Raw genomic sequence first — 26,243 nt, forward strand, 5'->3', positions numbered from 1 at the left:
CCCCGGCGCCGCTCCTCGCTCCGCTCAGAACTGCACATCGAGCGCCTTGGTGACCAGGCCGGTCAGCGCGGTCAAGACCCCGTCGCTGGTGACGACCTTGTACAGGATCGCCGCGAAAGCGCAGGCCGCCAGAGTCCCCACGGCGTACTCCGATGTGGACATCCCCGCGTCGCCCCGCACCCGGCGCCGCAGAGCGGAACCCCAGCGTCGCATCCGCCGCTCGATGACGGCGGCCTGCCGATTCATGACTGCGTTCATCTTCCTCAACTCACTTTCTGGATATGGCTGTTGATCAGCTGTGTCTACCTACCGGTTCACCTGCGCGCCGACCACCGGCGCCCATCCGGTGACCGCACTCATCACCGGCGCACGTTCGCGCGACCGCGTTCAACTGCCGGCGCTCATCCGCCGGACTGCGTTCACCGCCGGAGCAGTCCGCCCGCCAGGCCGATCACCACCGGAGCCACCCCCGCCGCCAGGAACGCGGGCAGGAAGCACAGACCCAGTGGGCCGGTGATCAGCACGCCCGCGCGCCTGGCCCGCGCCGCCGCCCGGCGGGTTCGTTCGGCCCGGCAGCGCTCGGCGACCCGTGCGACGGGCGCGGCCGCGGGGGCCCCGGAGGAGGCGGCCCGCTCAAGGCAGCGGGCCAGGTCGGACGCCCCCGGTATCGCCCCCAACCGCCCCCACGCGGCTGCCGGTTCACCACCCATGCGGAGCTCGGCCGAGACCTGCCCCAGGCGGGTGCCAACGGGCCCGGCCAGCGAGGCACCCACCGCTCCCGCCGCCTCACCCGGCCCGGCCCCGGCCGTCAGGCAGGCCGCCAACAGATCCGCCGCGAGCGGCAGTTGGCGGGCAGCGGCCTTTCGCGCCTCGGCACCGTCCCCCTGGGCTCGGCGCCGGCGCCCCCACGCCCGGGCCCCGTACGCCGCCACGAGGCCCGCCAAGACGCCCGCCAACCCGCCCACCAGGATGTAACCGGCCCCCAACGCCCCCAGCGGGAGCCCCCATTGCTTCGCTGGGGCGGACCATGCCGGGCTCCAGCGGCGGCGCGGGGGCAGGCGCAGCGCCTCAAGGGCCAGCAGCGCGGCCATCCGGCGCCGCATCCTGTGCTCCTCGCGGCGCCTGGCCACACCCATGGCCACCCACAGGGCGAGGACGGCCGCCCCCACCACCGCCCCCAGCCTGTGGACAACGTCCGCGCCAAGCACGGGCATCCCCCCGTGGACAACATCCGTCCCAAGCGCGGTCATCCCCCCTTGGGCAACGTCCATCCCGGACAAGACCCTTCGCCCAGGGACACCATCCGGATCCGGCCCGAACAGCGTCATCGCCCCTCCCCCGCCCGTACGATCCGCGCCGCCCACCACACCCCGGCCGCCTCCAGCACCGCGGCCACGACGAGGCAGCCGAAGCCGGCCGCGCTGTGCAGCAGCACTTTCAGCGGGCTCGCACCCATCGCCGTGCCGAGCACCAGGCCCAGGGCCGGCAGGCATGCGAGCAGCACCACCGTGGTGCGCGGGCCGGCCAACTCCGAGCGCAGGGACTCCTGTTGCTCCCGCTCGGCCCGCAGCACGCCTTCCAGGCGTTCAAGACCGGAGGCGAGCCCCGCCCCGCCGTCCACGGCGACCTGCCAGCACGCGGCGACCCCGGCCAGGCCCTCGGCGCCCGGCTCCGCGGCCGCCGCCCGCAGCGCCCCCGGCACATCGCCGCCGTACGTGGCCGCCGCCACCACCGGCGCCGTCGCCGCGCCCAGGGCCGTCGACCCCCGGGTTGCCGCGACCAGGGCCCGCCCGGGCTGACGGCCCGCCCGCAGCTCTCCGGCCACCGCGGCGCACCAGGCGATCACCTCATCGGCCCGCCGTGCCCCGGCCCGCTCACGCTCCCTGGCCCGTAGCCGCTTCCCGACCAGTGGCACCGCCACCGCCGCTGCCACCAATGGCAGCGCCGACCCGCCCAGGAGGGCGAGCGTCAGCCCCACCGGCAGGCACAGCCACTCCATCCGGCGGCGCACCAGGCCCGACTTCTTGTCCAGCCACCGCCCGAGCGGTGAGGCCTTGAACCGGACCCCCGCGCCCGGCACACCCGCACTTCCGCCATCCCCTCCGCCCCCGCCGCCGGTTCCGGTTCCGGTTCCGGCGCCCGCGAAGATCAGCCGGGCCCGGCGCATCCCCTGGTCCTGACCCATCCACAGCCATGCCGCCACCCCCGCGCACAGCGCCGCCCACGTGGGCGGTCCCAGCGAAAGACCCGTCACCACGCACCGCCGATCAGCGCCCGCAGCCGCTCCCAGCCCGAGTCCCGTACGAACCCCGCCGCGCCCCAGCGCAGCGCGGGCACCGTCCTCACCAGGCCCGCCCCGTCCCGCTCCAGGACGCGCACCTCGGCGATCCGGCGCTGCCCGGCCCGGTCGCGCACCAGATGGACCACCACCGACAGGGCGGCCGCCAACTGGCTGTGCAAGGCGGCCCGGTCGAGCCCGGCCGCCGTGCCCAGCGCTTCGAGCCGAGCGGGAACGTCGGCGGCCGAGTTGGCATGAACCGTGCCGGAGCCTCCTTCGTGTCCGGTATTCAGGGCACCCAGCAGGTCGGTCACCTCGGCGCCCCGCACCTCGCCGACGACCAGGCGGTCGGGCCGCATCCGTAGTGCCTGGCGCACCAGATCCCGCAGGGTCACCAGGCCCGCGCCCTCCTGATTGGCGGGCCTCGATTCGAGGCGCACCATATGCGGGTGGTCGGGCCTCAACTCGGCCGAGTCCTCGGCCAGTACGATCCGTTCGCCCTGGCCGACCAGGCCGAGCAGGGTCGAGAGCAGGGTGGTCTTGCCCGTGCCCGTTCCGCCGCTCACCAGGAACGACACGCGGGCCTCGATCAGGGCCCGCAGCAGCCGCTCGCCACCGGGCGGCACCGTGCCCGCCGCGGTCAGCTCGGCGAGCGAGAACGCCCGGGGCCGCACGACGCGCAGCGAGAGGCAGGCCGATCCGACGGCGATCGGGTCGAGCACGGCGTGCATCCGGGTGCCGTCGGGGAGACGGGCGTCCACCCAGGGGCGGGCGTCGTCGAGCCTGCGGCCCGCCACCGCGGCGAGACGCTGGGCCAGGCGCCGCACGGCCACCGCGTCCGCGAAGCGGATCCCGGTCAGTTCGAGTCCGGCGCCCCGGTCGACCCACACCCGGTCGGGCGCGGAGACCAGGACGTCCGTCACGTCCGGGTCGGCGAGCAGTGGTTCCAGCGGCCCGGTCCCCACCAGCTCGGACCGCAACTCCTGCGCCCCGCCCAGCACTTCGGCGTCGCCGAGCAGTCGCCCCTGGGCGCGCAGGGCCGCCGCGACCCTGGCCGGTGTGGGTTCGGCCCCGCTCTCGGCGAGCCGTTGCCGTACGGCGTCCAGGAGCGGTGGCCCGGCGTCCCGCAGGGCGGCTCCCGCGGACCGTGCTCCGGCACCGCCCGGCGTCGGCGTGCCCGTGGAGGGCCGGCCCGCGTTCACGACGCCGCTCCGCCGGTGAGACCTCCGGTCAGCGCCTGGTCCCAGAAGGCCGTGCAGAATCTGGCCAACGGCCCCCGTGCCGCGCCGCCCGGCGGAGACCCGCCCTCCTGAGCCTCCAACAGTCCGGATTCCACCGGGAGTTCGCCTGCCAGAGGCAGCCTCAGGGCATCGGCCACCCACTGCTCGTCTAGCCCGGAGGCGTACGGGCCGCGCACGACCGCGCGCAGATCCCGCAGCACCATGCCGACCGAGGCAGCGACGCGACCCGCCGCCGCGACCGCGCGCAGCTCGGCCGGGACGACGAGCAATCCCAGGTCCAACTGGGCGAGCGCCTCGACCACCGCGTCGTCGACCCGGCGCGGCAGGTCCACGACGACGACTCCGCCGCGCCGCCGGGCCGCCGCGAGCACGGCACGCATCGCCTCACCCGGGATCACCACGGAGTCCCCGCGGTCCCAGCTGAGCACTCTCAAGTGATGGAGGTGCGGCAGGGATTCCTCCAGGGCGCCGCCCGCGACCCGCCCGCGTGAAGCGGCGAAATCCGGCCAGCGGCGGCCCTCGGCCTGCTCCCCGCCGAGCAGCACATCGAGGCCGCCGCCGAGCGGGTCGCCGTCGATCAGCATCGTGCGCCGGCCCGAGCGGGCGGCCGTCACCGCGAGGGCGCAGGCCAGCGTGGAGGCACCGGCGCCGCCGCGCCCGCCGATCACCCCGACGGTCAGGGCGGGGCGGCCCACTCCCTCGGCCGCGTCCGCGATCCGGTCGACGAGCCACGGTTCGGCGTCGGGCAGCCGCAGCACGTGGTCCGCGCCTAGTTCGACCGCCGCCTGCCACACTCCGGGGCTGTCCTGGTCCCGGCCCACCAGGAGCACCCCGCGCCTACGGGCCGTGCCGAGCAGCCGGGGCGCCGCGTCATCGCCGACCAGGACCAGGGGCGCGCTCTCCCAGCCGCCCCTGCGGTCGGGCACCCCGTGGCAGACCTCGGGTTCGGTGCCGGCGGCCGCGCACAGCCGCAGCAGATCATCCAGCAGTTCCTCGTCCTCGGTCACGATCAGCGGTCCGCCGCTGCGCCCTTCCGCGCCCGACGGTCGTTCGGAAGCCATGACTCCGTCCATGATTTCCGGCCCCTCTCCGTGCGATTCCTGCGTCCGCGTTCTTCGCGAACTGGAATCACGGTGGAGGGAGACCCGAAATGATGTGGATCTTGATCCGAATCTGTGGACAACATCGACGTTGTGAATATCCCGTTCACCCATACCAGCGACTTCCGGAGCGCAGCGCAGCGGCTACGCTGAGTTACGAGTCTCGGCAGGGGAGGGCGGCGCACATGAGCGCGTGGAAACGGGAGGGAGGGGGACGACGATCGGATCCAAAGGCCGAAAACGCATCCGGACATGCGACGACCCCCGCCGGGGGGGAGAGCGGGGGTCGTCCCCACGGTCTGACTCGGGGGGGGGAGGAGCCGGACCGGGTTAGCACGGTCGCGAACGATCCGTGACTTCCATGGTGTACCCGAGAGCCTTCTCAGGCAAACCCACGCGCCTCAGCTTACGCCGAATGGTGGGCGCCTATGCTCGGGCTCGTGGAAAACCACTCGTTGCCGCGCACCGCCGCCTTCTTCGACTTGGACAAGACAGTCATTGCCAAGTCGTCGACGCTGACGTTCAGCAAGTCCTTCTATCAAGGAGGGCTGATCAACCGCCGTGACGTACTGCGCACCGCGTACGCGCAGTTCGTATTCCTCGCGGGCGGCGCCGACCACGACCAGATGGAGCGGATGCGCGAGTATCTGTCCGCTCTCTGCAAGGGCTGGAACGTCCAGCAGGTCAAGGAGATCGTCGCCGAGACCCTGCACGACCTGATCGACCCGATCATCTACGACGAGGCCGCCTCCCTCATCGAGGAGCACCACGCCGCGGGCCGGGACGTGGTGATCGTGTCGACCTCGGGCGCCGAGGTCGTCGAACCGATCGGTGAACTGCTGGGCGCCGACCGGGTGGTGGCCACCAGAATGGTGGTCGGCGAGGACGGCTGCTTCACGGGGGACGTCGAGTACTACGCCTATGGCCCGACGAAGGCCGAGGCCGTCAAGGAGCTGGCCGCATCCGAGGGGTACGACCTCGCGCGCTGCTACGCCTACAGCGATTCGGCGACCGATGTCCCCATGCTGGAGTCCGTCGGGCACCCCTTCGCCGTCAATCCGGACCGGGCGCTGCGCCGCGAAGCGACCTCCCGACAGTGGCCGGTTCTCGTCTTCAGCAAGCCGGTCAGCCTCAAGCAACGGCTGCCCGCCATCAAGATGCCGCCGCGCTCGGCGCTCCTCGTGGCCGCGGCCGGCGCGGCCGCGGCCACCGCCGGCGTGGTCTGGTACGCCAGCCGGCGACGTGGCGGCACCTCCGCGTGAGCCCGCGCACCCCTGCGGCACGCCGGGAAGCCCCTGCGAAACACCGGGACACATACGCCCGCTTCACCCGTGTTTGAACCTAAAAGTAAAGAACTGTGGTCAGGGGTTTCGCATCTCGCCGTACGGGAGTAGAAAGGACTCAACGGCCCGCGAGACCTGGGACATCCGAGAGGATCACCTTCTAGGCAATAAAGGCCCCACGGACCGAGCATGAACATCGAGCACCCACGCGACGTCGACCCGTCGATTACGGGCCAGCCGCACCAGGTGAACGGGCAGAGAATCCCGGCCTGATGGGCATTTTTCGAGGACGCTTGGTAACACGGTGGACATGCCAGCGGCGGTATCGGACATCGATACCGCCGCAACCCTTTTCCCGCCCCTGCGGGCGGAGTTCGCCGCCTAGGCCGCGCCGCGCTGGAGCGCCTCGCACACCGCGGTCGACTCGCGCACACCCAGCTCCACGGCCTTGCCGCAGTAGGTGATCCAGGCCGCCATGCCCTGCGGGGTGCCCGAGACGTATCCGTCGAGCGCCGCCGCGTAGGCCGCCCGGCCCAGTTCCGCATGGCCGACCTCGGACGGGCAGACCGCCTTGGGATCGAGGCCGCTGCCGATCAGCACGATGCGCTCGGCGGTCCGTGCGACAAGGCCGTTGTGCGAGGTGAAGGGCCGCAGCGCGAGCAGTTCGCCGTGCACGATGGCGGCGGTCACCAGCGCCGGGGCCGCACCGCCCGCGATGATCAGCCGGGAGAGCCCCTCCAGGCGGCCCGCCACCTCGTCCGCGTCCGGCAGCGGGAGTTCGATCAGGGGCTCGTCGACGGTTTCGCCGGCCTGCCTCGGCCGCCCCACCGCGACACCGGCGTCCGCGGCCGCGACCAGATGAAGCCGGGCCAGCACGCGCAGCGGCGACTGCCGCCAGATGGACAGGAGTTGCCCCGCCTCGGCGGTCAACCGCAGGGCAGCGCCGACCGTACGCGCCTCGGGTTCACTACCGAAGTCGGTGCGTCGCCGCACCTCCTCCAGGGCCCAGTCCGCGCCGGACAGGGCCGCGCTGCCGCGGGCCCCGCGCAGCGCCGCCTCCGAGGTGATCTCGTTGCTGCGGCGCCGCATCACGCGGTGCCCGTAGACCCGGTCCACGGCCTTGCGCACGGAGTCCACGGCGTCCGGGACGCCCGGCAGCCCGCCGAGGGCGACAAGAGGGTCAGCGGCGTTCGTACTCATAGGTAAGGAGGCTACGCGTCCGCAAGCCGCGCCCCACCTTCGAGTGGTCTTCTTCACTCGCCTTGCATACTTACCGCCACCGAGCGATTACCGTTGGTGAACATGAAGATCGCTTTCGTGGGGAAGGGCGGCAGCGGCAAGACGACGCTGTCCTCGCTCTTCATCCGCCACCTCACCGCCAACGAGGCCGCCGTCGTCGCGGTCGACGCCGACATCAACCAGCACCTCGGGGCCGCTCTCGGGCTCGACGACGAGGAGGCCGCCGCGCTGCCCGCGATGGGCGCGCACCTGCCGCTCATCAAGGAGTACCTGCGCGGCACCAACCCGCGGATCGCCTCCACCGAGACGATGATCAAGACGACCCCGCCCGGCCACGGCTCCCGGCTGCTGCGGGTGCGCGAGGCGAACCCGGTGTACGAGGCGTGCGCGCGCCGGGTCGCCCTCGACGACGGGGACATCCGCCTGATGGCCACCGGGCCCTTCACGGAGTCCGACCTGGGGGTGGCCTGCTACCACTCGAAGGTCGGCGCGGTCGAGCTGTGCCTGAACCACCTGGTGGACGGAGTGGACGAGTACGTGGTCGTCGACATGACGGCGGGCTCCGACTCGTTCGCCTCCGGCATGTTCACGCGCTTCGACATGACGTTCCTGGTGGCCGAGCCGACCCGCAAGGGCGTCTCGGTCTACCGCCAGTACAAGGAGTACGCCCGGGACTACGGGGTGGCGCTCAAGGTCGTCGGCAACAAGGTGCAGAGCCAGGACGACGTGGACTTCCTGCGCGCCGAGGTCGGCGACGACCTACTGGTCACGGTGGGCCACTCCGACTGGGTGCGCGCCATGGAGAAGGGCCGCCCGTCCCGCTTCGAGCTCCTGGAGGCCGACAACCGGCTGGCCCTGCAGACGTTGCAGAACGCGGCGGACGATTCGTACGCCCACCGCGATTGGGACCGCTACACGCGGCAGATGGTGCACTTCCATCTGAAGAACGCGGAGAGCTGGGGCAACGCGAAGACCGGGGCCGACCTGGCCGCGCAGGTCGACCCGGGCTTCGTACTGAGCGAGCGGCTGCTCGACGAGGTCAGTGAGCCGCAGCCTGCCTGACGGCGGGCTCCGCCGGCTTCAGCGGGGCCACCGGCTTGGCCGGGGCCGCGGGCTGGGCGCCCTCCAGGGCCGCCCAGCCGCCCTTCGGCGCCTCGCCCACCTTCAGCGAGTTGAACTTGGCGAGCACGGCCGGGTCCTGGGCGTCCAGCCAGTCGGCGAGCTGGCGGAACGAGACGCAGTGCACGTCACGCTTCACACAGACCGTCCTGATGGTCTCCTCGACGGCCTTCATATAGGCGCCGCCGTTCCAGGACTCGAAGTGGTTGCCGACGATCAACGGGGCGCGGTTGCCCGCGTAGGAGCGGTCGAAGGCCTGGAGGAGGCCGTCGCGCATCTGGTTGCCCCAGTACTCGTGCTGATCGGCGTCGCCGGTCATCGCGTTGGACTGGTTCATGTAGAAGTTGTAGTCCATGGACAGGGTCTCGAAGCCCCGGCCCGGGACCGGCACCAGCTGCATCGACAGGTCCCAGACGCCGTTGTCGTTCTTCTTCGGCCAGACCTGGTCGTTGACGGCGCTGGTGTCATAGCGGAAGCCCAACTGCCCGGCCGCCGCGACGAAGTTCTTGCGGCCCTCCAGGCACGGGGTGCGGCCGCCGATGAGTTCCTTGTCGTAGTCGAACGGAAGCGGCTCCTCCGCCTTCAGGCCGGAGTTCGTCTTCCAGTTCTTCACGAAGGACTTGGCCTGCGCGATCTCGCTCTTCCACTCGTCCACCGACCAGGTGCCGACACCGCCGTCGGGCCCGCAGTAGTGACCGTTGAAGTGGGTGCCGATCTCGTTGCCCTCCTGCCACGCGGCGCGCAGCTGGGTGACGGTGTCCTGGATACCCTTGAGGTCGTTGAAGCCGATGTCCGAGGTGCCGGCCGAGTGCTTGGGCGCGGTGTACAGCTTCGCCTTGGCGTCCGGGAGCATGTACACGCCGCTCAGGAAGTACGTCATGGTCGCGTTGGACTCCTTGGCGACCTGGCGGAAGTGCGAGAAGAGCTTCTGGCTGTCCTCGCCGGCGCCGTCCCAGGAGAACACCACGAACTGCGGCGGCTGCTGCCCCGGTTTCAGCTTCTGGGCCTTGAGCAGATGCGGCTGCAACCCGGTATAGGCGGTCGAACCGTCCCCGATGAGGTGCGGGGTCAGATTGGGGGCGGCGGCGCCCTGTCGGCCCGGAGCGCCCGGCTTGGCCGGGGTGGTTCCGGAGGAGCAGCCCGCGGCTCCGACGGCCAGCGCCGCGGCGATGACACCGGCGGCGATCCTCTTGGTGGCGTGCGTGGCGGCGATCATCCGCCCACCTCTTCCTTGCGGTTATGTGCGTTGAATGCCGTCACGGCGCCGCAAAAGTCGCACGGAGGGTGAACGCCGAAGGTACGACAAGCCGCACGAAAAGCGTTCTATTCACTCTCTGGAGTGAATCGTTGCCCCGTATGCCCTAAATGCGAAGTAAGGCGCTTTACTCTGCATTACGATTCGTTTACCGAGAGTTGAGAATCCCGCCGCTGCACTGCCGTGACCCACGGCCGCGACCCCACGTTCCGCGACCGCGCTGCCCCGGAGGAGACGGGAAACATGCCTGCTTGCGTACCCACTCGCGCCCAGCCCCCAGCTCGCCGGCCCCGCGTCCGGCGACCGCGCGAAGCGATGCCCGACGGAGGCGGTTCCGGGCACCGCTTCCGCATCAAGGGCGCCGATCTGTCGGCGTCCATCACCGTCTTCCTGCTCGCCGTCCCGATGTCGCTCGGCCTCGCCGTCGCCATCAACGCACCCCTGGAGGCCAGCCTCATCGCCGCCGGCATCGGCGGAATCGTCGCCGGTCTGCTCGGCGGCTCCCCCCTGCTGGTGAGCGGTCCCTCGGCCGGACTGACCGTGGTGTCCGCCGAGATGATCCAGACCTACGGCTGGCGCACCACCTGCGCCATCACGGTGTGCGCGGGCCTGCTCCAAGTCGCCCTGGGCTCCCTGAAAGCGGCGCGCTCCGCGCTCGCGGTCAGCCCCGCCATCGTGCACGGCACCCTCGCCGGCATCGGGGCCGCCATCGCGCTCGCCCAGCTGCACATCGTCCTCGGCGGCTCCCCGCAGAGCTCCGCCGTGGCCAACGCCCTCGCCCTGCCCGGCCAGTTGGCCCAGGTCCGCCCCGCCGCTCCGCTCATCGGCGCGCTGACCCTCGCCGTCCTCCTGCTCTGGCCGCGCCTTCCCGGGCGGATCGGGAGGGGGCTGCGCCGGGTCCCGGCCGCGCTCGCCTGCGTGGTGGTGGCCACCGGCGTCGCCGCCTTCGCCGCGCCCCGGATCGCCCGGGTCGAACTGCCCTCCTGGGGCTCGCACGTACTGCCCGGGCTGCCGCACGGCCCGGTGCTCGGGATCCTCACCGCGGTGCTCACCGTGACGCTGGTCGCGAGCCTGGAGTCACTGCTTTCCGCGGTCGCCGTGGACCGGCTGGCCGCCGAGCGGCCGGACAGCACCGTCCCGCGGGCGGACCTCGACCGCGAACTGCGCGGCCAGGGCATCGCCAACGCCGTTTCCGGGCTGCTCGGCGGCATGCCCGTCTCGGGCGGCGCGGTGCGCAGCAGCGCCAACGTCCGGGCAGGCGCGACCAGTCGGGCCTCGACCGTGCTGCACGGCGTGTGGGTGCTGCTCGCCGCCGGGCTGCTCGTGACCGTCCTGGAGTGGATCCCGCTGGCCGCGCTCGCCGCGCTCGTCATGATGGTCGGCATCCAGATGGTCAACTTCGCGCACATCCGCAACGTCCACAAACACCGCGAGTTCCTGGTCTATGTGGCGTCCATCGGCGGAGTGCTCGTGCTCGGGGTGCTGCAAGGAGTGCTCCTGGGCATCGCGGTGGCCGTGACCGTCGCGCTGCACCGGCTCTCGCGCACTCGGATCATCACCCAGGAGGAGGCCGACGGCACCTATCTGGTGCGTGCGCGGGGCCAGTTGACGTTTCTCGCCGTGCCCCGGCTGACCCGGGCGCTCGGCCATGTTCCCCAAGGAGCGGACACGATCGTGGAGTTGGACGGGTCATTCATGGATCACGCCGCGTTCGAGGCACTTCAGAGCTGGCAGGGCACGCACAGCGCGCGCGGCGGCAAGGTACGGATCACCGGTCGGGCCGGCGCCAGGGTCGCCGAGCCGGCCTCCGCCGCGCAGAGCTGCTGCCGCCCGTGGACGCCATGGCGCAACCACCACTGCCACGAGCAGCCGGCGCAGCGCACCCACGGCCACCAACTGGCCAGCGGGCTCAGCTCGTTCCAGCGCAACACCGCTCCCCTGGTACGTGACGAGCTGGCCCGGCTCGCCCGCGAGGGCCAGCGTCCGCAGCAGCTCTTCATCACCTGCGCGGACTCCCGCCTGGTCACCAGCATGATCACCTCCAGCGGTCCGGGCGACCTCTTCACCGTGCGCAACATCGGCAACCTGGTGCCGCCCCCGGGCGCCGAGGGCGCGCCGGGCGCGGACGACTCGGTGGCGGCGGCCATCGAATACGCCGTGGACATCCTCCAGGTCCAGTCGATCACCGTCTGCGGGCACTCCGGCTGCGGCGCGATGCAGGCACTGCTCAACGGCAGGCCCGACGCGCCGATGACGCCGCTGCGCCGCTGGCTGCGGCACGGCCGGCCGAGCCTGGAGCGGATGGCGAGCCGGCACCACGCCTGGGCCCGGATCGCCGGACGGCTCCCCGCCGACGCCGTGGAGCAGCTCTGCCTGACCAATGTGGTCCAGCAGTTGGAGCATCTGCGGCGGCACGAATCGGTCGCGCGCGCGCTCGCGGCCGGCACGCTCGCGCTGCACGGCATGTACTTCCACGTCGGCGAGGCGCAGGCCTATCTGCTGTCCGCGGACGACCACGAAGAGGTCTTCGAGGGCGTCGGCGTCAACCTCCTGGAGGACACGCACGCCTGAACCCGCCGCACCCGCCCGACCGCGTACGGCCTCTCCCGCCCCTGGGAGAGGCCGTACGCGCGTCACGGCGGTGACCAGGAACCTCTATAGGTCTAAACCAATTTCCTGGAGGCCCTTGTCACCCGGCCCCTGGCCTGATGAGCTATGGCCCGGGACACATACGCACAGAGGACGCCCTGGGAAAGGGAGATGTCGTGAGCAACGAAAGCCTGGCCAACCTGCTCAAGGAGGAGCGGCGGTTCGCGCCGCCTTCCGAGCTGGCCGCGAATGCCAACGTGACCGCGGAGGCGTACGAGCGGGCCGAGGCGGACAGGCTGGGCTTCTGGGCCGAGCAGGCCCGGCGCCTGACCTGGGCCACCGAGCCGACCGAGACCCTTGACTGGTCGAACCCGCCGTTCGCGAAGTGGTTCGCCGACGGCAAGCTGAACGTCGCGTACAACTGCGTCGACCGTCATGTCGAGGCCGGCAACGGCGACCGGGTCGCCATCCACTTCGAGGGCGAACCCGGCGACAGCCGCTCGCTGACCTATGCCGAGCTCAAGGACGAGGTGTCAAGGGCCGCCAACGCCCTGACCGAGCTGGGGGTTCGGGCCGGCGACCGGGTCGCGGTGTATCTGCCGATGATCCCCGAGGCGGCCGTCGCGATGCTCGCCTGCGCTCGCATCGGCGCCGCGCACTCCGTGGTGTTCGGCGGCTTCTCCGCCGACGCCGTCGCCTCCCGCATCCAGGACGCCGACGCCAAGCTCGTCATCACCGCCGACGGCGGCTACCGGCGCGGCAAGCCGTCCGCTCTGAAGCCCGCCATCGACGACGCCGTCGCCCGCTGCCCGCAGGTCGAGCACGTCCTGGTCGTACGCCGCACCGGGCAGGACGTGGTGTGGAACGACACCCGCGATGTGTGGTGGGACGACATCGTCGCCCGCCAGTCGGTGGAGCACACGCCCACCGCCTTCGACGCCGAGCACCCGCTGTTCATCCTGTACACGTCGGGCACGACGGGGAAGCCCAAGGGCATCCTGCACACCTCCGGCGGCTACCTCACCCAGGCCGCGTACACCCACCACGCGGTGTTCGACCTGAAGCCCGAGAGCGACGTCTACTGGTGTACCGCCGACATCGGCTGGGTCACCGGGCACTCCTACATCGTCTACGGGCCGCTCGCCAACGGCGCCACCCAGGTCATGTACGAGGGCACCCCGGACAGCCCGCACCAGGGGCGGTTCTGGGAGATCGTGCAGAAGTACGGCGTGACCATCCTCTACACCGCGCCCACCGCGATCCGCACGTTCATGAAGTGGGGCGACGACATCCCCGCCAAGTTCGACCTGAGCAGTCTGCGGGTCCTGGGGTCGGTCGGCGAGCCGATCAACCCCGAGGCGTGGATGTGGTACCGCAAGCACATCGGCGCCGACAAGTGCCCGATCGTGGACACCTGGTGGCAGACCGAGACCGGCGCGATGATGATCTCGCCGCTGCCCGGCGTCACCGAGACCAAGCCCGGCTCCGCCCAGCGCGCGCTGCCCGGCATCTCCGCGACCGTGGTCGACGACGAGGCCCACGAGGTGCCCGACGGCGGAGGCGGCTACCTCGTCCTGACCGAGCCGTGGCCCTCCATGCTGCGCACCATCTGGGGCGACGACCAGCGCTTCATCGACACGTACTGGTCGCGCTTCGAGGGCAAGTACTTCGCCGGCGACGGCGCCAAGAAGGACGACGACGGCGACATCTGGCTGCTCGGCCGGGTCGATGACGTCATGCTCGTCTCCGGCCACAACATCTCGACGACCGAGGTCGAGTCCGCGCTGGTCTCGCACCCCTCGGTCGCCGAGGCCGCCGTGGTCGGCGCCGCCGACGAGACCACCGGACAGGCCATCGTCGCCTTCGTGATCCTGCGCGGAACGGCCAACGCCGACGACGAGGGCCTGGTCGAGGAACTGCGCGCCCATGTCGGCTCCGCGCTCGGCCCGATCGCCAAGCCCAAGCGCGTCCTGCCGGTCGCCGAACTGCCCAAGACCCGCTCCGGCAAGATCATGCGCCGTCTGCTCCGCGACGTCGCCGAGAACCGCGAGCTGGGCGACGTCACGACCCTGACCGACTCCTCGGTCATGGACCTCATCCAGACCAAGCTGCCCAGCGCCTCCAGCGAGGACTGACCGACAGCGCCGTTGGAAGGGCCCGGCCGCACGCGCGGCCGGGCCCTTCCGCGTACCCGCCCCCGTCGGGCCCTTCCGCGTACCCGCCCCCGTCGGGCCCTTCCGCGTACCCGCCCCGGTCGGGCCCTTCCGCGCGCCCGCCCCGGTCGGGCCCTTCTCGCGCGCCGTACGGGCGCGGTGCCCCTAGGGTGATGATCACCGGATACACCCAGACGACGCACCGCTCGGTAAAGTTAGGTAAAGTAAGGAAAGCGTCAATGACGCGACAAGAAGGTCAGGTGCGCCGGGAAGTCTGGTCGGCAACGAGCTCAGTCATGCCCGCCGAACCGACCGGAGGTCGCCCTCGTGGCCACACCCACCCCCAGCAAGCCGAAGTTCCTGCGCCGCCTCTCCCTGCCCGAGCGCAACTTCGTCGCGGAGGCACTGCGCGCGGAGACCGTCGGCGGCGTCCTGCTGCTCGTGGCCGCGATCGCCGCGCTGATCTGGGCGAACACCCTGGGGTCCAGCTACGAGTCGGTCCGCGGTTTCCACCTGGGCATCAGCTCGCTCGGTCTCGACCTCTCCATACAGCACTGGGCGGCCGACGGGCTGCTCGCCATCTTCTTCTTCGTGGCCGGCATCGAACTCAAGCGTGAACTCGTCGCCGGAGAGCTGCGCGACCCCAAGGCCGCCGCACTGCCCGTGATCGCGGCCCTGTGCGGCATGGCCGTCCCGGCACTCGTCTACGCACTGGTCAACGTTTTCGGCAACGGATCCCTTGACGGCTGGGCCGTACCGACGGCTACGGACATCGCGTTCGCGCTCGCCGTACTCGCGGTCATCGGGACCTCGCTGCCCTCGGCGCTGCGCGCCTTCCTGCTGACGCTGGCCGTGGTCGACGACCTGTTCGCGATCCTGATCATCGCGGTCTTCTTCACCAGCGACATCAACTTCGCCGCCCTCGGCGGAGCCGTCGTCGGGCTCGCCGTCTTCTGGCTGCTGCTCAGGAAGGGCGTGCGGGGCTGGTACGTCTACATCCCCCTCGCGCTCGTCATCTGGGGCCTGATGTACAACAGCGGCGTCCACGCCACCATCGCCGGTGTCGCGATGGGTCTGATGCTGCGCTGCCACCGCAAGGAGGGCGAGGAGCACTCCCCCGGCGAGCACATCGAACACCTCGTGCGGCCGGTGTCGGCGGGGCTCGCGGTGCCCCTCTTCGCCCTGTTCTCGGCCGGCGTCGGCATCAGCGGCGGCACCCTGGCCGATGTGTTCACCCGGCCCGAGACGCTCGGCGTCGTCCTCGGCCTGATCGTCGGCAAGGCCGTCGGCATCTTCGGCGGCACCTGGCTCGCCGCCCGCTTCACCAAGGCCGAACTCAACGACGACCTGGCCTGGCCCGACGTCTTCGCCGTCGCCTCGCTCGCCGGCATCGGCTTCACGGTCTCGCTGCTCATCGGCGAACTCGCCTTCGCCGGCCAGGACCAGCTGACCGACGAGGTCAAGGCGGCCGTCCTCGTCGGTTCCCTGACCGCGGCGGTCCTCGCGTCCGTGCTGCTCAAGCTGCGGGTGCGCAAGTACAAGGCGCTCGTCGAGGACGAGGAGCGCGACGAGGACCAGGACGGCATCCCCGACATGTACGAACTGGGCAAGCCGGAGTACCACCTGCGGATGGCCACGATCTACGAGAACAAGGCCGCCGAACACCGCAGGCTGGCGCAACTGGCGGGGGCGGGGCGCGACGACGGCGACAGTCCGGCATGATCTGACGCACGGCCCTGTAGGACTGGTAGGACCTGTTGGACCCGTCGGTAACCGAGTAGAGATGAGGGAGTCAGCGATGAGCGACCCCAGCCACAACGCCGACAGCGCCGAGCGCAGCCTCGGCCAGCTGGTCGCCTCCGCGACCGCGGAGATGTCCGCCCTGGTGCACGACGAGATCGCGCTGGCCAAGGCGGAGCTGCGGCAGGACGTCAAGCGCGGGGCGGTCGGTGGCATCGCCATCAGTACGGCCGGTGTGCTCGCGCTGTTCTCGCTGCCGGTGCTGAGCTTCGCGGCGGCGTACGGCATCCACAACCTGGGGCTCGGGCTCGCCTGGTCGTTCCTGATCGTCGGCGGGGCGTTCCTGCTGCTCGCCGCGCTGCTCGGGGTGCTCGCGGTGACCAAGTTCAAGAAGGTCAAGCCGCCGGAGAAGTCGATCGCCTCGGCCAAGGCGACGGCCGCCACGCTCCAGGGCGTCAAGCCTCATCCGCGTCCGGCCACCGTCGAGATCGCGGTCACGGACAGCGGCGCCACTGTGGCACGCTCGTCTGCATGACCGCCCCCGATACCGGTACCGGAAGCCCCGGCGGCACCGGCAGCCCCGTCCGCATCGATGGTCCCTGGACCCATAGGGACGTGGCGGCCAATGGTGCGCGCTTCCACATCGCCGAACTCGGCGACGGGCCACTGGTGTTGCTGCTCCACGGCTTTCCGCAGTTCTGGTGGACGTGGCGCCATCAGCTGACCGCGCTGGCCGACGCGGGATACCGCGCCGTCGCGATGGACCTGCGCGGCGTGGGCGGCAGCGACCGCACCCCGCGCGGCTACGACCCGGCCAACCTCGCGCTCGACATCACCGGGGTCGTACGGTCCCTCGGCGAACCGGACGCCGCCCTGGTCGGGCACGACCTCGGCGGCTACCTGGCGTGGACGGCGGCCGTGATGCGCCCCAAGGTGGTGCGCCGACTCGTGGTGTCGTCGATGCCGCACCCGCGCCGCTGGCGCTCGGCGATGCTCGCCGACTACAAGCAGACCTCGGCCGGATCCTACGTCTGGGGCTTCCAGCGGCCGTGGCTGCCGGAGCGTCAGCTGGTCGCGGACGACGGGGCGTTGGTGGGCCGGCTCGTACGGGACTGGTCGGGTCCGCGTCAGCCCGAGGACGAGGCCGTGGAGACCTACCGGCGCGCCATGTGCATCCCGTCCACGGCACACTGCTCGATCGAGCCGTACCGCTGGATGGTGCGCTCGATGGCCCGGCCCGACGGCATCCAGTTCAACCGGAGGATGAAGCGACCGGTCCGGGTGCCGACGCTCCATCTGCACGGCTCGCTCGACCCGGTGATGCGCACGCGCAGCGCGGCGGGCTCGGGCGAATACGTCGAAGCCCCTTACCGCTGGCGGCTGTTCGACGGTCTGGGGCACTTCCCGCACGAGGAGGATCCGGCCGCGTTCTCCGCCGAACTCGTCAACTGGCTGCGGGATCCGGAACCGGACCGCTGAGTTCCGGCGCCCTCGGGGGAACAGCTGTCCTACGAACGGCCAAATGCCCGGCGCATAGGCCAATTGGCCCCCTCCGACGCGGTTACCGACCATGGGCCCCGGGCACACGTCGGGGTATGGGCTGGACGCACGACTACGGTGATGCAGCACGCAACCGCCGAACGGCCGCAGGGCCGGTCTCGTACGAGAGGGGCGGCCCGCAGGGGCAGGGGCTACAACACCCCGCCCCGGATTCCCGGGAGGTGGGCATTCCGCGCATCCTGCGACGCCGGGCCCGCTGGGTCTCGGCCCGGCTGCGCCACGTGCGGACCTAGTCGCCCGCGGACCTAATCGACCCTGAGGTAGCCGAGGCCGGGGTGGGCGCTTCGGTAGCCGTCCAGGAGCCTTCGGGCGACCTGGACGGAGTCGATCAGCGGGTGCAGGGCGAAGGCCTTCACCGCCGCTCGCGCCGATCCGGTCCCGGCCGCCTCCAGGACACACCGCTCGACCGCCTTCACCGCGCTGACCAGGCCCGCCTCATGGCCCGTCAGCTGCGAGACGGGCAGCGGGCGGGGGCCCGACGCGTCCACGTGGCAGGGGATCTCGATGACGGCGCGCTCGTCGAGCGCGCGCAGTGAGGTCCCGTTGCGCACGTTCAGGATGAGCGTCGCCGCCTCGTTCCTCGCGATCGCCCGCATCAGGGCGAGCGCCACGTTCTCGTACCCGCCCGACTCCATGTCGTCGTCATCGCGCGAGCCGGCGCCCGCCAGGTTCCGGTTCGCGGCCATGTACGTGGCGTCGCGCTCGGCCCGTGTGCGGTCCCAGGCCGCCCACACCGACGCGTCGGGAACGGTCTCCGCGGTGGCGTAGAAACGTGCTTGCTGGTCCTTGAGGAAGGCGCCACGGGTCTGCCCGGCCCGCTGGTAGGCGTTCACCGCCTCGCGGTTGAAGTAGTAGTAGTGCAGGTACTCGTTCGGCACGGAGCCCAGCGAGCGCAGCCATTCGGCGCCGAACAGCTTGCCCTCCTCGAAGGAGGTGAGCAGTTCGTCGCCCTGCTCGAACAGCCGCGGCAGAACGTTTTTCTCGCCCTCGTACAGACCGTGCAGCCAGCCCAGGTGGTTGAGCCCGACATAGTCCAGACGCGCCGCCTCGGGGTCGACGCCGAGCGTGCGGGCGACCCGGCGGGCCAGGCCCACCGGCGAGTCGCAGATGCCCACCACCCGGTCGCCGAGGTGCTCGGCCATCGCCTCGGTGACCAGGCCCGCCGGATTGGTGAAGTTGATGACCCAGGCCTCGGGGGCGAGCGCCTTGACCCGGCGCGCGATCTCGACGGCGACCGGAACGGTGCGCAGCCCGTAGGCGATGCCTCCGGCACCAACCGTCTCCTGCCCCAGGACGCCTTCGCCGAGCGCGATCCGCTCGTCGGCCGCGCGGCCCTCCAGACCGCCCACGCGGATCGCGGAGAACACGAAGTCCGTGCCGCGCAGCGCCTCGTCGAGGTCGGTGGTGGTACGCACCGAGGGCGCGTCCTCGATCCCGTACGCCCGGTCGGCGAGCACCCGGCCGATGGCGTGCAGCCGCGCCGCGTCCAGGTCGTACAGGACCACCTCGGTGACCCGCCCGGGCGCTCGGTCACGCAGCAGGGCCCCGTACACGAGCGGGACGCGGAAGCCGCCGCCGCCGAGGATCGTCAGTCGCATCGGAGCCTTCTCGTCAGAAAGTCATGGGCCGTCAGGGGGTCACAGGGCGCACTGCTGGCTGTCGACCTGCTGACTCGCCGTGCGGCCCTGCTGGATGTCGGGCTGGATCTCGTCGGCGGTCAGCGCGTAACCCGTGTCCGGGTCGTCCAGCGACTTGGCGAAGACCACCCCGTACACCTTGCCCTGCGGAGTCAGCAACGGGCCGCCCGAATTGCCGGGGCGGACCGTGGTGAACAGCGAGTAGACATCGCGGCGGACCGTTCCCCGGTGGTAGATGTCCGGGCCCTTGGCGCTGATCCGGCCGCGGATACGGGCGGAGCGGACGTCGTAGGGGTGGTCCTCGGGGAAGCCTGCGACGATCGCGCTGTCGCCCGTGCGGGCGTCGGTGGAGGTGAACTCCAGCGAGGGCGCCTTCAGGTCCGGCACGTCCAGGACCGCGATGTCGCGGCGCCAGTCGTAGAGCACGACCTTCGCGTCGTACGTACGCCCCTGACCGCCGATCTGGACGGTCGGCTCGTCCACCCCGCCCACCACGTGCGCGTTGGTCATGACGCGGCGGTCGCCGAAGACGAAGCCGGTGCCTTCGAGGCGCTTTCCGCAGCTCGGAGCCATGCCGACGACCTTGACGATGGACTTCTTGGCGGCGGCCACGACCGGGCTGCCGACGAGCTTGGGATCCGGCGCCTGGACATCGGGGATCGACTCGTTCGAGAACGGCGTGAAGACCTGCGGGAAGCCGTTCTGCGCGAGGACCGAGGAGAAGTCGCTGAACCAGCTGGAAGCCTGTTGGGGCATCACATTGGACACACCGAGCAGGACCTTGGAGTTGCGGACCTCCTTGCCCAGCGTCGGCAGGGCCGTCCCGGCGAGCGCGGAGCCGATCAGCCAGGCCACCAGCAGCATGGCCAGGACATTGACGAGGGCGCCGCCCGTCGCGTCCAGGGCTCTGGCGGGCGACCACGTGATGTACCGGCGCAGCTTGTTGCCCAGATGGGTGGTGAGGGCCTGGCCCACCGAGGCGCAGACGATCACGACGACGACCGCGACGACGGCCGCCGTCGTCGAGACCTGGGACTCGTTGGTCAGCTGGTCCCAGATCAGCGGGAGCAGGTACACGGCGACGAGGCCACCGCCGAGGAACCCGATCACCGACAGGATGCCGACGACGAAGCCCTGGCGGTAGCCGACGATCGCGAACCACACGGCGGCGACCAGCAACAGGATGTCCAGCACGTTCACGGGCCCCAGCCTGTCACGCGTGCCAGTCGAGCGGCACCCGCTTGGCCCGGTCCCACGGGCGTTCCCACCCCGCGTAGTGCACGATCCGGTCGATCACCCCCGCCGTGAACCCCCAGACCAGCGCCGATTCGACCAGGAATGCCGGGCCTGCGTGGCCCTTCGGGTGGACCGCGGTCGCGCGATTGGCCGGGTCCGTGAGATCCGCCACGGGGACCGTGAAGACACGGGCCGTCTCGCCGCTGTCGACCGCGCGCACCGGTGTCGGCTCGCGCCACCAGCCCAGCACGGGCGTCACCACGAAGCCGCTCACCGGGATGTAGAGCCGGGGCAGCACGCCGAAGAGCTGGACGCCCGCCGGGTCGAGCCCGGTCTCCTCCTCCGCCTCGCGCAGCGCGGCCCGCAGCGGGCCCGTGGTGGCCGGGTCGCCGTCCTCGGGGTCGAGGGAACCGCCCGGGAAGGACGGCTGGCCGCCGTGCGACCGGAGCTGGCTCGCCCGCTCCATGAGGAGCAGCTCGGGGCCGCGCGGGCCGTCGCCGAACAGGACCAGCACGGCGGACTGGCGCCCGTCGCCGCTCTCCGGCGGCAGGAACCGGCTCATCTGCTCGGGCGCGACGGACTCGGCCGCCCGGGCGACCGGCGCCAGCCACTCGGGCAGGCCTTCGCTGCTGACCGTGGGGCCGTGCCCGTCCACCCTGCGCGCCTCGGCACCGGACGCCCGGGCGTGCTCAGCCCGGCTTCGGGTGGCGAACCCGGGGGCGAGGCGTTTGGCGGTGGTGTCACGAGCCGGCTCGGGGGCGAGGGGTCCGGTCGTGGTGTCACGAGCCGGCCCGCAGGCGAGGGGGCCGGTGGCGTCACGGGCGGGCCCGCGTATGCCGCGCTGAGCGGCCGCTTCGGCGGCGGCCGGATCGCGCTGGGTATCGGCGCCGGCCGGATCGCGCTGAGTATCGGCGCCGGCCGGGCTCTCGGCGCGGCCTGCGGCCGAGGCGTGGCCGGAGCCGCCGACGCGGTCGCTCAGGCCGTCATCTCGGCCGCGCTCCGCGTCAAGGCGACCGGTCTGGAAGCGCCGCTCGGCGTCGAGGCGATCTTCCTGGCCCGCGGCGCGGTCGAGGCGGCCGATACCGCTCAGATCCCCGTCGTACGTCTCGCTCGTGTGCGTCATCCGCACCCCCTCGTTCATCGTCCACAACGCCTGTGCCGGCCGCATTCGTTCCGGAGCGGCCCCAGCGTCCGCCTTCCGGGTGACGTCAGCCGGCTCCCAGCGGCGGCGCGGGCAGCCCCGGATAGTCCGGCGGCGGGCTCAGCCGCTGGCCGGGCAGCCCGCCCTTCTCGTACTTCAGGAGCTTGCGCGCCTTCTCGGGGTCGGTCTCGCCCTCGCCGTAGGACGGGCAGAGCGGGGCGATCGGGCAGGCGCCGCAGGCGGGCTTGCGGGCGTGGCAGATGCGGCGGCCGTGGAAGACGACCCGGTGCGAGAGCATCGTCCACTCGCTCTTGGGGAAGATCGCGCAGATCTCCGCCTCGACCTTCACCGGATCGTCCTGCTCGGTCCATCCGAACCGGCGCACCAGCCGCCCGAAGTGGGTGTCCACCGTGATGCCCGGCACGCCGAAGGCGTTGCCCAACACGACGTTCGCGGTCTTGCGCCCGACCCCTGGCAGCTTGACCAGATCCGCCAGGCGGCCCGGCACCTCACCGCCGAACTCGTCCCTGAGGGCGGCGGCCAGCCCCATGATCGATTTGGTCTTGGCCCGGAAGAAGCCGGTGGGCCGGATGAGCTCCTCGACCTCTTCGGGGTTCGCCGCGGCGAGGTCCTCGGGCGTCGGATAGGCGGCGAACAGCCTCGGCGTCGTCTGATTGACCCGGAGATCGGTGGTCTGCGCGGAGAGGACCGTCGCGACGAGCAGCTCGAACGGGTTGCGGAAGTCCAGCTCGGGGTGGGCGTACGGGTACACCTCGGCGAGCTCCCGGTTGATCCGCCGGGCCCGACGCACCATGGCCGCATGCGACTCGGGCTTCCCTCCCGGGCCCTTCCCCTTGACCCCCCCGGACACGGCTCCGGCCCCGGCCGTGCCCCGGACCCCGCCCTCGGCTTTGGCCTTGACCGCACTTTTCGCCTCGGTGGCGGCCTTCCCCTTGGCGGCAGCCTTATTGGCTGTGCCCGGCTGACTGACGGCAGCCTTCTTGGCAGTGCCCGGCTGCGCGGCAGCGGCCTTCTTGGCGACGGCCTTGGCAGGAGTCGCCTTCTTCGCGACGGCCTTGGCCGGAGTCGTCGTCGCCTTCTTCTTCGTGGGCTGCTTGGCGGCGGGCTTCACTCGGGCGGCCACTCCGTTCGGGTCGGCCGGGTCGTCGACCGGCTGGGCAGCCGCCTTGGGCGCCCGCGCCGACGAGGCGGCTCCGGCGCCCCGCGGGGCCCGCTTCACGGGGTCTTTCGGCTTGGACGCGGGCTGTTCGCCCACAGCGGAATCATTCTCTGCGGACACTCTTCCAGCCCCCCTGGCCTGCGCTCTCACCGGCGAATTGGACACTCGGCCAGCCTAAAGCCCGGCACCGACATCCGCCCCGGCCACCGCGAATCACGGCCCCAATCGGCCCCCTGACTCACGGTCCGGCACTCCAGTACGTCATCCTGTGATTGATCGCACTGTTTATACCGTCCGGCAAAATGGGGAGCTGGATCCCCTGATACCGGTCACAAGGAGAGATTCGTGGACGACGTTCTGCGGCGCGCCCCGCTCTTCGCGGCGCTCGATGACGAGCAGGCCGCGGAGCTGCGCGCCTCGATGAGTGAAGTGACGCTCGCCCGCGGCGACGCGCTCTTCCACGAGGGCGACCCGGGTGACCGCCTGTACGTGGTCACCGAGGGCAAGGTGAAGCTGCACCGGACCTCACCCGACGGCCGCGAGAACATGCTGGCGGTTCTCGGCCCCGGTGAGCTGATCGGCGAGCTGTCGCTCTTCGACCCGGGCCCGCGCACCGCCACCGCTACGGCACTGACCGAGGTCAAGCTGCTCGGACTGGGCCACGGCGACCTTCAGCCGTGGCTGAACGCCCGCCCCGAGGTGGCCACCGCCCTGCTGCGCGCTGTCGCCCGCCGACTGCGCAAGACCAACGACCAGATGTCCGACCTGGTCTTCTCCGACGTACCGGGCCGTGTCGCCCGCGCGCTCCTCGACCTGTCGCGCCGCTTCGGCGTGCAGTCCGAGGAGGGCATCCACGTCGTGCACGACCTCACGCAGGAAGAGCTGGCCCAGCTGGTCGGCGCCTCCCGCGAGACGGTCAACAAGGCCCTGGCCGACTTCGCCCAGCGCGGCTGGCTGCGCCTGGAGGCCCGTGCGGTCATCCTGCTGGACGTGGAACGCCTGGCGAAGCGCTCGCGCTGATCCGCTCGTGCGCCAAAGGGGCCGGCCTCGGACGAGGCCGGCCCCTTTCGCACGCGCAGGGCAGGGGCGGGCGCGGAAGCGGAAGCAGGGCCGAGACCGAGACGGGAGGCAGAGCCACGTGGACGGCGTGGGCAACACGGGCGCCGTGGGCGGCACAGCCGACGCAGGTGGCACGGACGGCGTGGGCAACACGGGCGGCACGGGCAGGACGGACACCGCGGCCCACGTGGGCTGCACGGGCGGCGGAGGCAGGACGGACGCCGCGGCCCACGCGGGTGGCGCAGGCCGCACGGAAAGCACAGTCAGCACCGGCGGATACATCGAACGCGAGGGGTCTCTCGCCCTCGTGCAGACCGAGTTCCAGCCGCTCGTCGCCGCCCTGCGCGACCACCTCGCGGATCGCTTCGACGGGCGGCTGCACAGCGCCTACCTGTACGGATCCGTGCCGCGCGGCACCGCTCAGGCCGGCCGGTCCGATCTGGACGTGCTCCTCGCGCTGCACACGGAACCGACAGAGGCCGACCGGGCCGAGGCGCGGGCCGTCGAGGCCGAGCTGGATGCCGCGTTCGACGCGATTGACGGGGCCGGATCCTGCTGTTCGGCCGGGACGTGCTGCTGAGCGAGTTGGAGCGGCATGACCTCGGCTGGTTCGTGGCCTGCCTCTGCACCCCGCTGCTCGGAGCCGACCTCGCCGAGCAGCTGCCGCGCTACCGGCCCACGTCGCTGCTCGCCCGCGAGACCAACGGGGACCTCGGCGACGCGCTGGCCCGCTGGCGTCGTGGGGCCGCGGAGGCCATCGACGAGGCGCGGCTCAGGTCGCTGGTGCGGGGCGCCTCGCGCAAGCTCGTGCGGACCGCGTTCACCCTGGTCATGCCCTGGTACGGACGCTGGACCAGCGATCTGACCGAGCAGGCGGAGGCCTTCGCGCGCTACTACCCGGAGCGGGCGGAGGAGTTGAGGAAAATTGCCGTGCTGGCCGGGAACCCGGTCGGGGACCGGGACGTTCTCACGATGTACACCGAAGATCTCGGACCGTGGCTCGCCGCCGAATACCTCACGGTCCATGGCGCCAAGTCGCCGCGCCCGTACGAGAGTTGAGAGCCGACCCATTCAACTCTCCTCTACGGAGCGCCACTTCACCGGCACGGAGTTCCTGACGCCGCACTGCGGCCCGCCCTGGATCCGGGGCGGGCCGGGCCCCAGGGCGGCCGGGATCCCGGCCGGCCCGACGCCGGGGCACCCTCAAGCAGGCCCGCCTCGAACCGTTTCAGATGGGCCCGTCTCAAATAAGCCCGTGCTCGCGCAGGTACTCCAGCTGCGCGCGCACCGAGAGCTCGGCGGCCGGCCAGAGCGAGCGGTCGACGTCCGAGTAGACCCGGGCCACCACGTCCGCCGCCGTGCGATGGCCGTTCTCCACCGCGGTCTCCACCTGGGCGAGCCGGTGGGCGCGGTGGGCCAGATAGAACTCGACGGCACCCTGGGCGTCGTCGAGGACCGGGCCGTGGCCCGGAAGGACGGTGTGCACACCGTCGTCGACCGTCAATGAACGCAGCCTACGAAGGGAGTCGAGGTAATCGCCGAGGCGGCCGTCGGGATGGGCCACGACGGTCGTGCCACGGCCGAGGACGGTATCGCCCGTCAACACCGCCCGGTCGGCGGGCAGATGGAAGCAGAGCGAGTCCGCGGTGTGGCCGGGGGTAGGCACCACCCTCAGCTCCAGCCCACCGGTGGTGATGACATCGCCGGCCGCGAGGCCCTCGTCCCCCAGGCGCAGGGCCGGGTCCAGGGCGCGCACAGGGGTACGGGTCAGCTCCGCGAAGCGGGCCGCGCCCTCGGCGTGGTCGGGATGCCCATGGGTCAGGAGGGTCAGGGCGACCCGCTTGCCCGCCTTCTCGGCCATGGCGATGACATGGCCGAGGTGCCCGTCGTCGAGCGGGCCGGGGTCGATGACGACGGCCAGGTCGGAATCGGGCTCGGCCACGATCCAGGTGTTGGTGCCGTCCAGGGTCATCGCGGAGGCGTTGGGCGCCAGCACGTTGGTCGCGCGGTCGGTCGCGGGGCCCGAGAGGACCCCGCCGCGCGGCTGCCCGGGAAGAGCGGCGGCGTCACTCATACGGCACCTCCAGGAGTGGCGAGGGCATTGATCGCCCGGATCGAGTACGGGATGGCTCTCCCCCGGGCCGGGGCGAAGGCGGCCGTCACCCGATCCCGGGCCGAGGGCAGGGCGGTAGCCGAGGGCAGGGCGGTAATCGCACGGGCTGAGTACGGGACGGCGCTTCCCCGGGCAGTGACGAGGGCGGCGGTCACCGCATCCCGGGCCGAGGGCAGGGCAGCCATCCCCCGGGCCGGGGCGAAGGCGGCCGTCACCCGACCCCGGGCAGGGGCGACGGCCACCCGGTCCATGAGCAGGACGGGGGTGACCCGGTTCGCGGCGTGCGCAAGGGTGGCCCGGGCCACGGTGTGCCCAGGCAT

General features: G+C 71.7%; 22 protein-coding genes and 1 pseudogene. 10 read left to right on the top strand and 13 right to left on the bottom strand.

Annotated features, from left to right (window positions below):
- Positions 1–24 precede the first annotated feature (24 nt).
- The 5 genes from ACFYNP_RS00610 to ssd all read right to left on the bottom strand — a co-directional run bounded on the left by ACFYNP_RS00610 (position 25) and on the right by ssd (position 4,592).
- The gene (locus tag ACFYNP_RS00610) at positions 25–258 is read right to left on the bottom strand and encodes a DUF4244 domain-containing protein (RefSeq protein WP_388781259.1); all 234 of its coding nucleotides are present in this window, start codon (positions 256–258) and stop codon (positions 25–27) included.
- A gap of 161 nt (positions 259–419) precedes the next feature.
- Positions 420–1,172 (bottom strand): type II secretion system F family protein, encoded by a 753-nt coding sequence (locus ACFYNP_RS00615; RefSeq protein WP_388781262.1) that lies wholly within the window; start codon positions 1,170–1,172, stop codon positions 420–422.
- A 152-nt stretch (positions 1,173–1,324) separates the two neighbouring features.
- Positions 1,325–2,185 carry a type II secretion system F family protein gene (locus tag ACFYNP_RS00620; RefSeq protein ID WP_388782198.1) on the bottom strand — a complete coding sequence of 287 codons (861 nt, stop codon included), beginning with the start codon at positions 2,183–2,185 and terminating at the stop codon, positions 1,325–1,327.
- Between the two features lie 65 nt (positions 2,186–2,250).
- On the bottom strand, positions 2,251–3,408 hold the full coding sequence (locus ACFYNP_RS00625; protein ID WP_388782201.1) for a TadA family conjugal transfer-associated ATPase: 1,158 nt from the start codon (positions 3,406–3,408) through the stop codon (positions 2,251–2,253).
- Positions 3,409–3,476: 68 nt separating this feature from the next.
- Complete coding sequence (gene ssd, locus ACFYNP_RS00630; protein WP_388414741.1) at positions 3,477–4,592, bottom strand: septum site-determining protein Ssd; 1,116 nt, start codon at positions 4,590–4,592, stop codon at positions 3,477–3,479.
- Between the two features lie 455 nt (positions 4,593–5,047).
- On the opposite strand from ssd, the gene ACFYNP_RS00635 reads away from it, so the two are divergent.
- Positions 5,048–5,881, top strand: a complete 834-nt coding sequence (locus ACFYNP_RS00635; RefSeq protein ID WP_388781265.1) for an HAD family hydrolase — start codon at positions 5,048–5,050, stop codon at positions 5,879–5,881.
- Between the two features lie 402 nt (positions 5,882–6,283).
- On the opposite strand, the gene ACFYNP_RS00640 is transcribed toward ACFYNP_RS00635, so the two are convergent.
- Positions 6,284–7,102, bottom strand: a complete 819-nt coding sequence (locus ACFYNP_RS00640; RefSeq protein WP_388781267.1) for an oxidoreductase — start codon at positions 7,100–7,102, stop codon at positions 6,284–6,286.
- Between the two features lie 102 nt (positions 7,103–7,204).
- On the opposite strand from ACFYNP_RS00640, the gene ACFYNP_RS00645 reads away from it, so the two are divergent.
- Positions 7,205–8,203, top strand: coding sequence for an ATP-binding protein (locus tag ACFYNP_RS00645; protein ID WP_100573852.1), 999 nt, complete (start codon positions 7,205–7,207; stop codon positions 8,201–8,203).
- Here the strand turns inward: ACFYNP_RS00645 and ACFYNP_RS00650 are convergent.
- Positions 8,181–9,476, bottom strand: a complete 1,296-nt coding sequence (locus ACFYNP_RS00650) for a hypothetical protein (protein ID WP_388414749.1) — start codon at positions 9,474–9,476, stop codon at positions 8,181–8,183. The two genes, ACFYNP_RS00645 and ACFYNP_RS00650, sit on opposite strands and share 23 nt — an antisense overlap.
- A gap of 282 nt (positions 9,477–9,758) precedes the next feature.
- On the opposite strand from ACFYNP_RS00650, the gene ACFYNP_RS00655 reads away from it, so the two are divergent.
- From ACFYNP_RS00655 to ACFYNP_RS00680, 6 genes are all read left to right on the top strand, one after another.
- Positions 9,759–12,086, top strand: coding sequence for a SulP family inorganic anion transporter (locus tag ACFYNP_RS00655; protein WP_388781270.1), 2,328 nt, complete (start codon positions 9,759–9,761; stop codon positions 12,084–12,086).
- 137 nt (positions 12,087–12,223) lie between these two features.
- The gene (gene acs / locus ACFYNP_RS00660) at positions 12,224–14,239 is read left to right on the top strand and encodes an acetate--CoA ligase (protein ID WP_388781273.1); all 2,016 of its coding nucleotides are present in this window, start codon (positions 12,224–12,226) and stop codon (positions 14,237–14,239) included.
- A 345-nt stretch (positions 14,240–14,584) separates the two neighbouring features.
- Positions 14,585–15,979 (top strand): Na+/H+ antiporter NhaA, encoded by a 1,395-nt coding sequence (gene nhaA, locus ACFYNP_RS00665; protein WP_388414756.1) that lies wholly within the window; start codon positions 14,585–14,587, stop codon positions 15,977–15,979.
- Between the two features lie 76 nt (positions 15,980–16,055).
- Positions 16,056–16,532 (top strand): phage holin family protein, encoded by a 477-nt coding sequence (locus tag ACFYNP_RS00670; RefSeq protein WP_388781276.1) that lies wholly within the window; start codon positions 16,056–16,058, stop codon positions 16,530–16,532.
- On the top strand, positions 16,529–17,476 hold the full coding sequence (locus ACFYNP_RS00675; protein ID WP_388414759.1) for an alpha/beta fold hydrolase: 948 nt from the start codon (positions 16,529–16,531) through the stop codon (positions 17,474–17,476). Before ACFYNP_RS00670 ends, ACFYNP_RS00675 begins: the two co-directional genes overlap by 4 nt.
- Before the next feature lie 116 nt (positions 17,477–17,592).
- Positions 17,593–17,790: a hypothetical protein gene (locus ACFYNP_RS00680; protein WP_388781278.1), complete on the top strand. Its 198-nt coding sequence runs from the start codon at positions 17,593–17,595 to the stop codon at positions 17,788–17,790.
- 12 nt (positions 17,791–17,802) lie between these two features.
- Here ACFYNP_RS00680 and ACFYNP_RS00685 read toward each other — a convergent pair whose 3' ends face one another.
- The 4 genes from ACFYNP_RS00685 to nth all read right to left on the bottom strand — a co-directional run bounded on the left by ACFYNP_RS00685 (position 17,803) and on the right by nth (position 22,703).
- On the bottom strand, positions 17,803–19,155 hold the full coding sequence (locus ACFYNP_RS00685; protein WP_388414763.1) for a 6-phospho-beta-glucosidase: 1,353 nt from the start codon (positions 19,153–19,155) through the stop codon (positions 17,803–17,805).
- Between the two features lie 39 nt (positions 19,156–19,194).
- Positions 19,195–20,394, bottom strand: coding sequence for a MarP family serine protease (locus tag ACFYNP_RS00690; protein ID WP_388781281.1), 1,200 nt, complete (start codon positions 20,392–20,394; stop codon positions 19,195–19,197).
- A gap of 13 nt (positions 20,395–20,407) precedes the next feature.
- Entirely contained in the window at positions 20,408–21,085 is a 678-nt protein-coding gene (locus ACFYNP_RS00695) for an NUDIX hydrolase (protein WP_388782204.1), read from the bottom strand.
- Between the two features lie 553 nt (positions 21,086–21,638).
- Positions 21,639–22,703 (bottom strand): endonuclease III, encoded by a 1,065-nt coding sequence (nth, locus tag ACFYNP_RS00700; protein WP_388782207.1) that lies wholly within the window; start codon positions 22,701–22,703, stop codon positions 21,639–21,641.
- A gap of 393 nt (positions 22,704–23,096) precedes the next feature.
- Here nth and ACFYNP_RS00705 point away from each other — a divergent pair, with 393 nt between their 5' ends.
- The gene (locus tag ACFYNP_RS00705) at positions 23,097–23,771 is read left to right on the top strand and encodes a Crp/Fnr family transcriptional regulator (protein WP_017947815.1); all 675 of its coding nucleotides are present in this window, start codon (positions 23,097–23,099) and stop codon (positions 23,769–23,771) included.
- Positions 23,772–24,090: 319 nt separating this feature from the next.
- Positions 24,091–24,869 (top strand): annotated as a pseudogene (locus tag ACFYNP_RS00710) (nucleotidyltransferase).
- 184 nt (positions 24,870–25,053) lie between these two features.
- On the opposite strand, the gene ACFYNP_RS00715 reads toward ACFYNP_RS00710, so the two are convergent.
- Positions 25,054–25,884 (bottom strand): MBL fold metallo-hydrolase, encoded by an 831-nt coding sequence (locus ACFYNP_RS00715; protein ID WP_388414769.1) that lies wholly within the window; start codon positions 25,882–25,884, stop codon positions 25,054–25,056.
- Positions 25,881–26,243, bottom strand: a complete 363-nt coding sequence (locus tag ACFYNP_RS00720) for a hypothetical protein (protein WP_388781285.1) — start codon at positions 26,241–26,243, stop codon at positions 25,881–25,883. Before ACFYNP_RS00720 ends, ACFYNP_RS00715 begins: the two co-directional genes overlap by 4 nt.

Source organism: Streptomyces sp. NPDC006691 (assembly GCF_042869955.1).
Classification (GTDB): Bacteria; Actinomycetota; Actinomycetes; order Streptomycetales; family Streptomycetaceae; genus Streptomyces.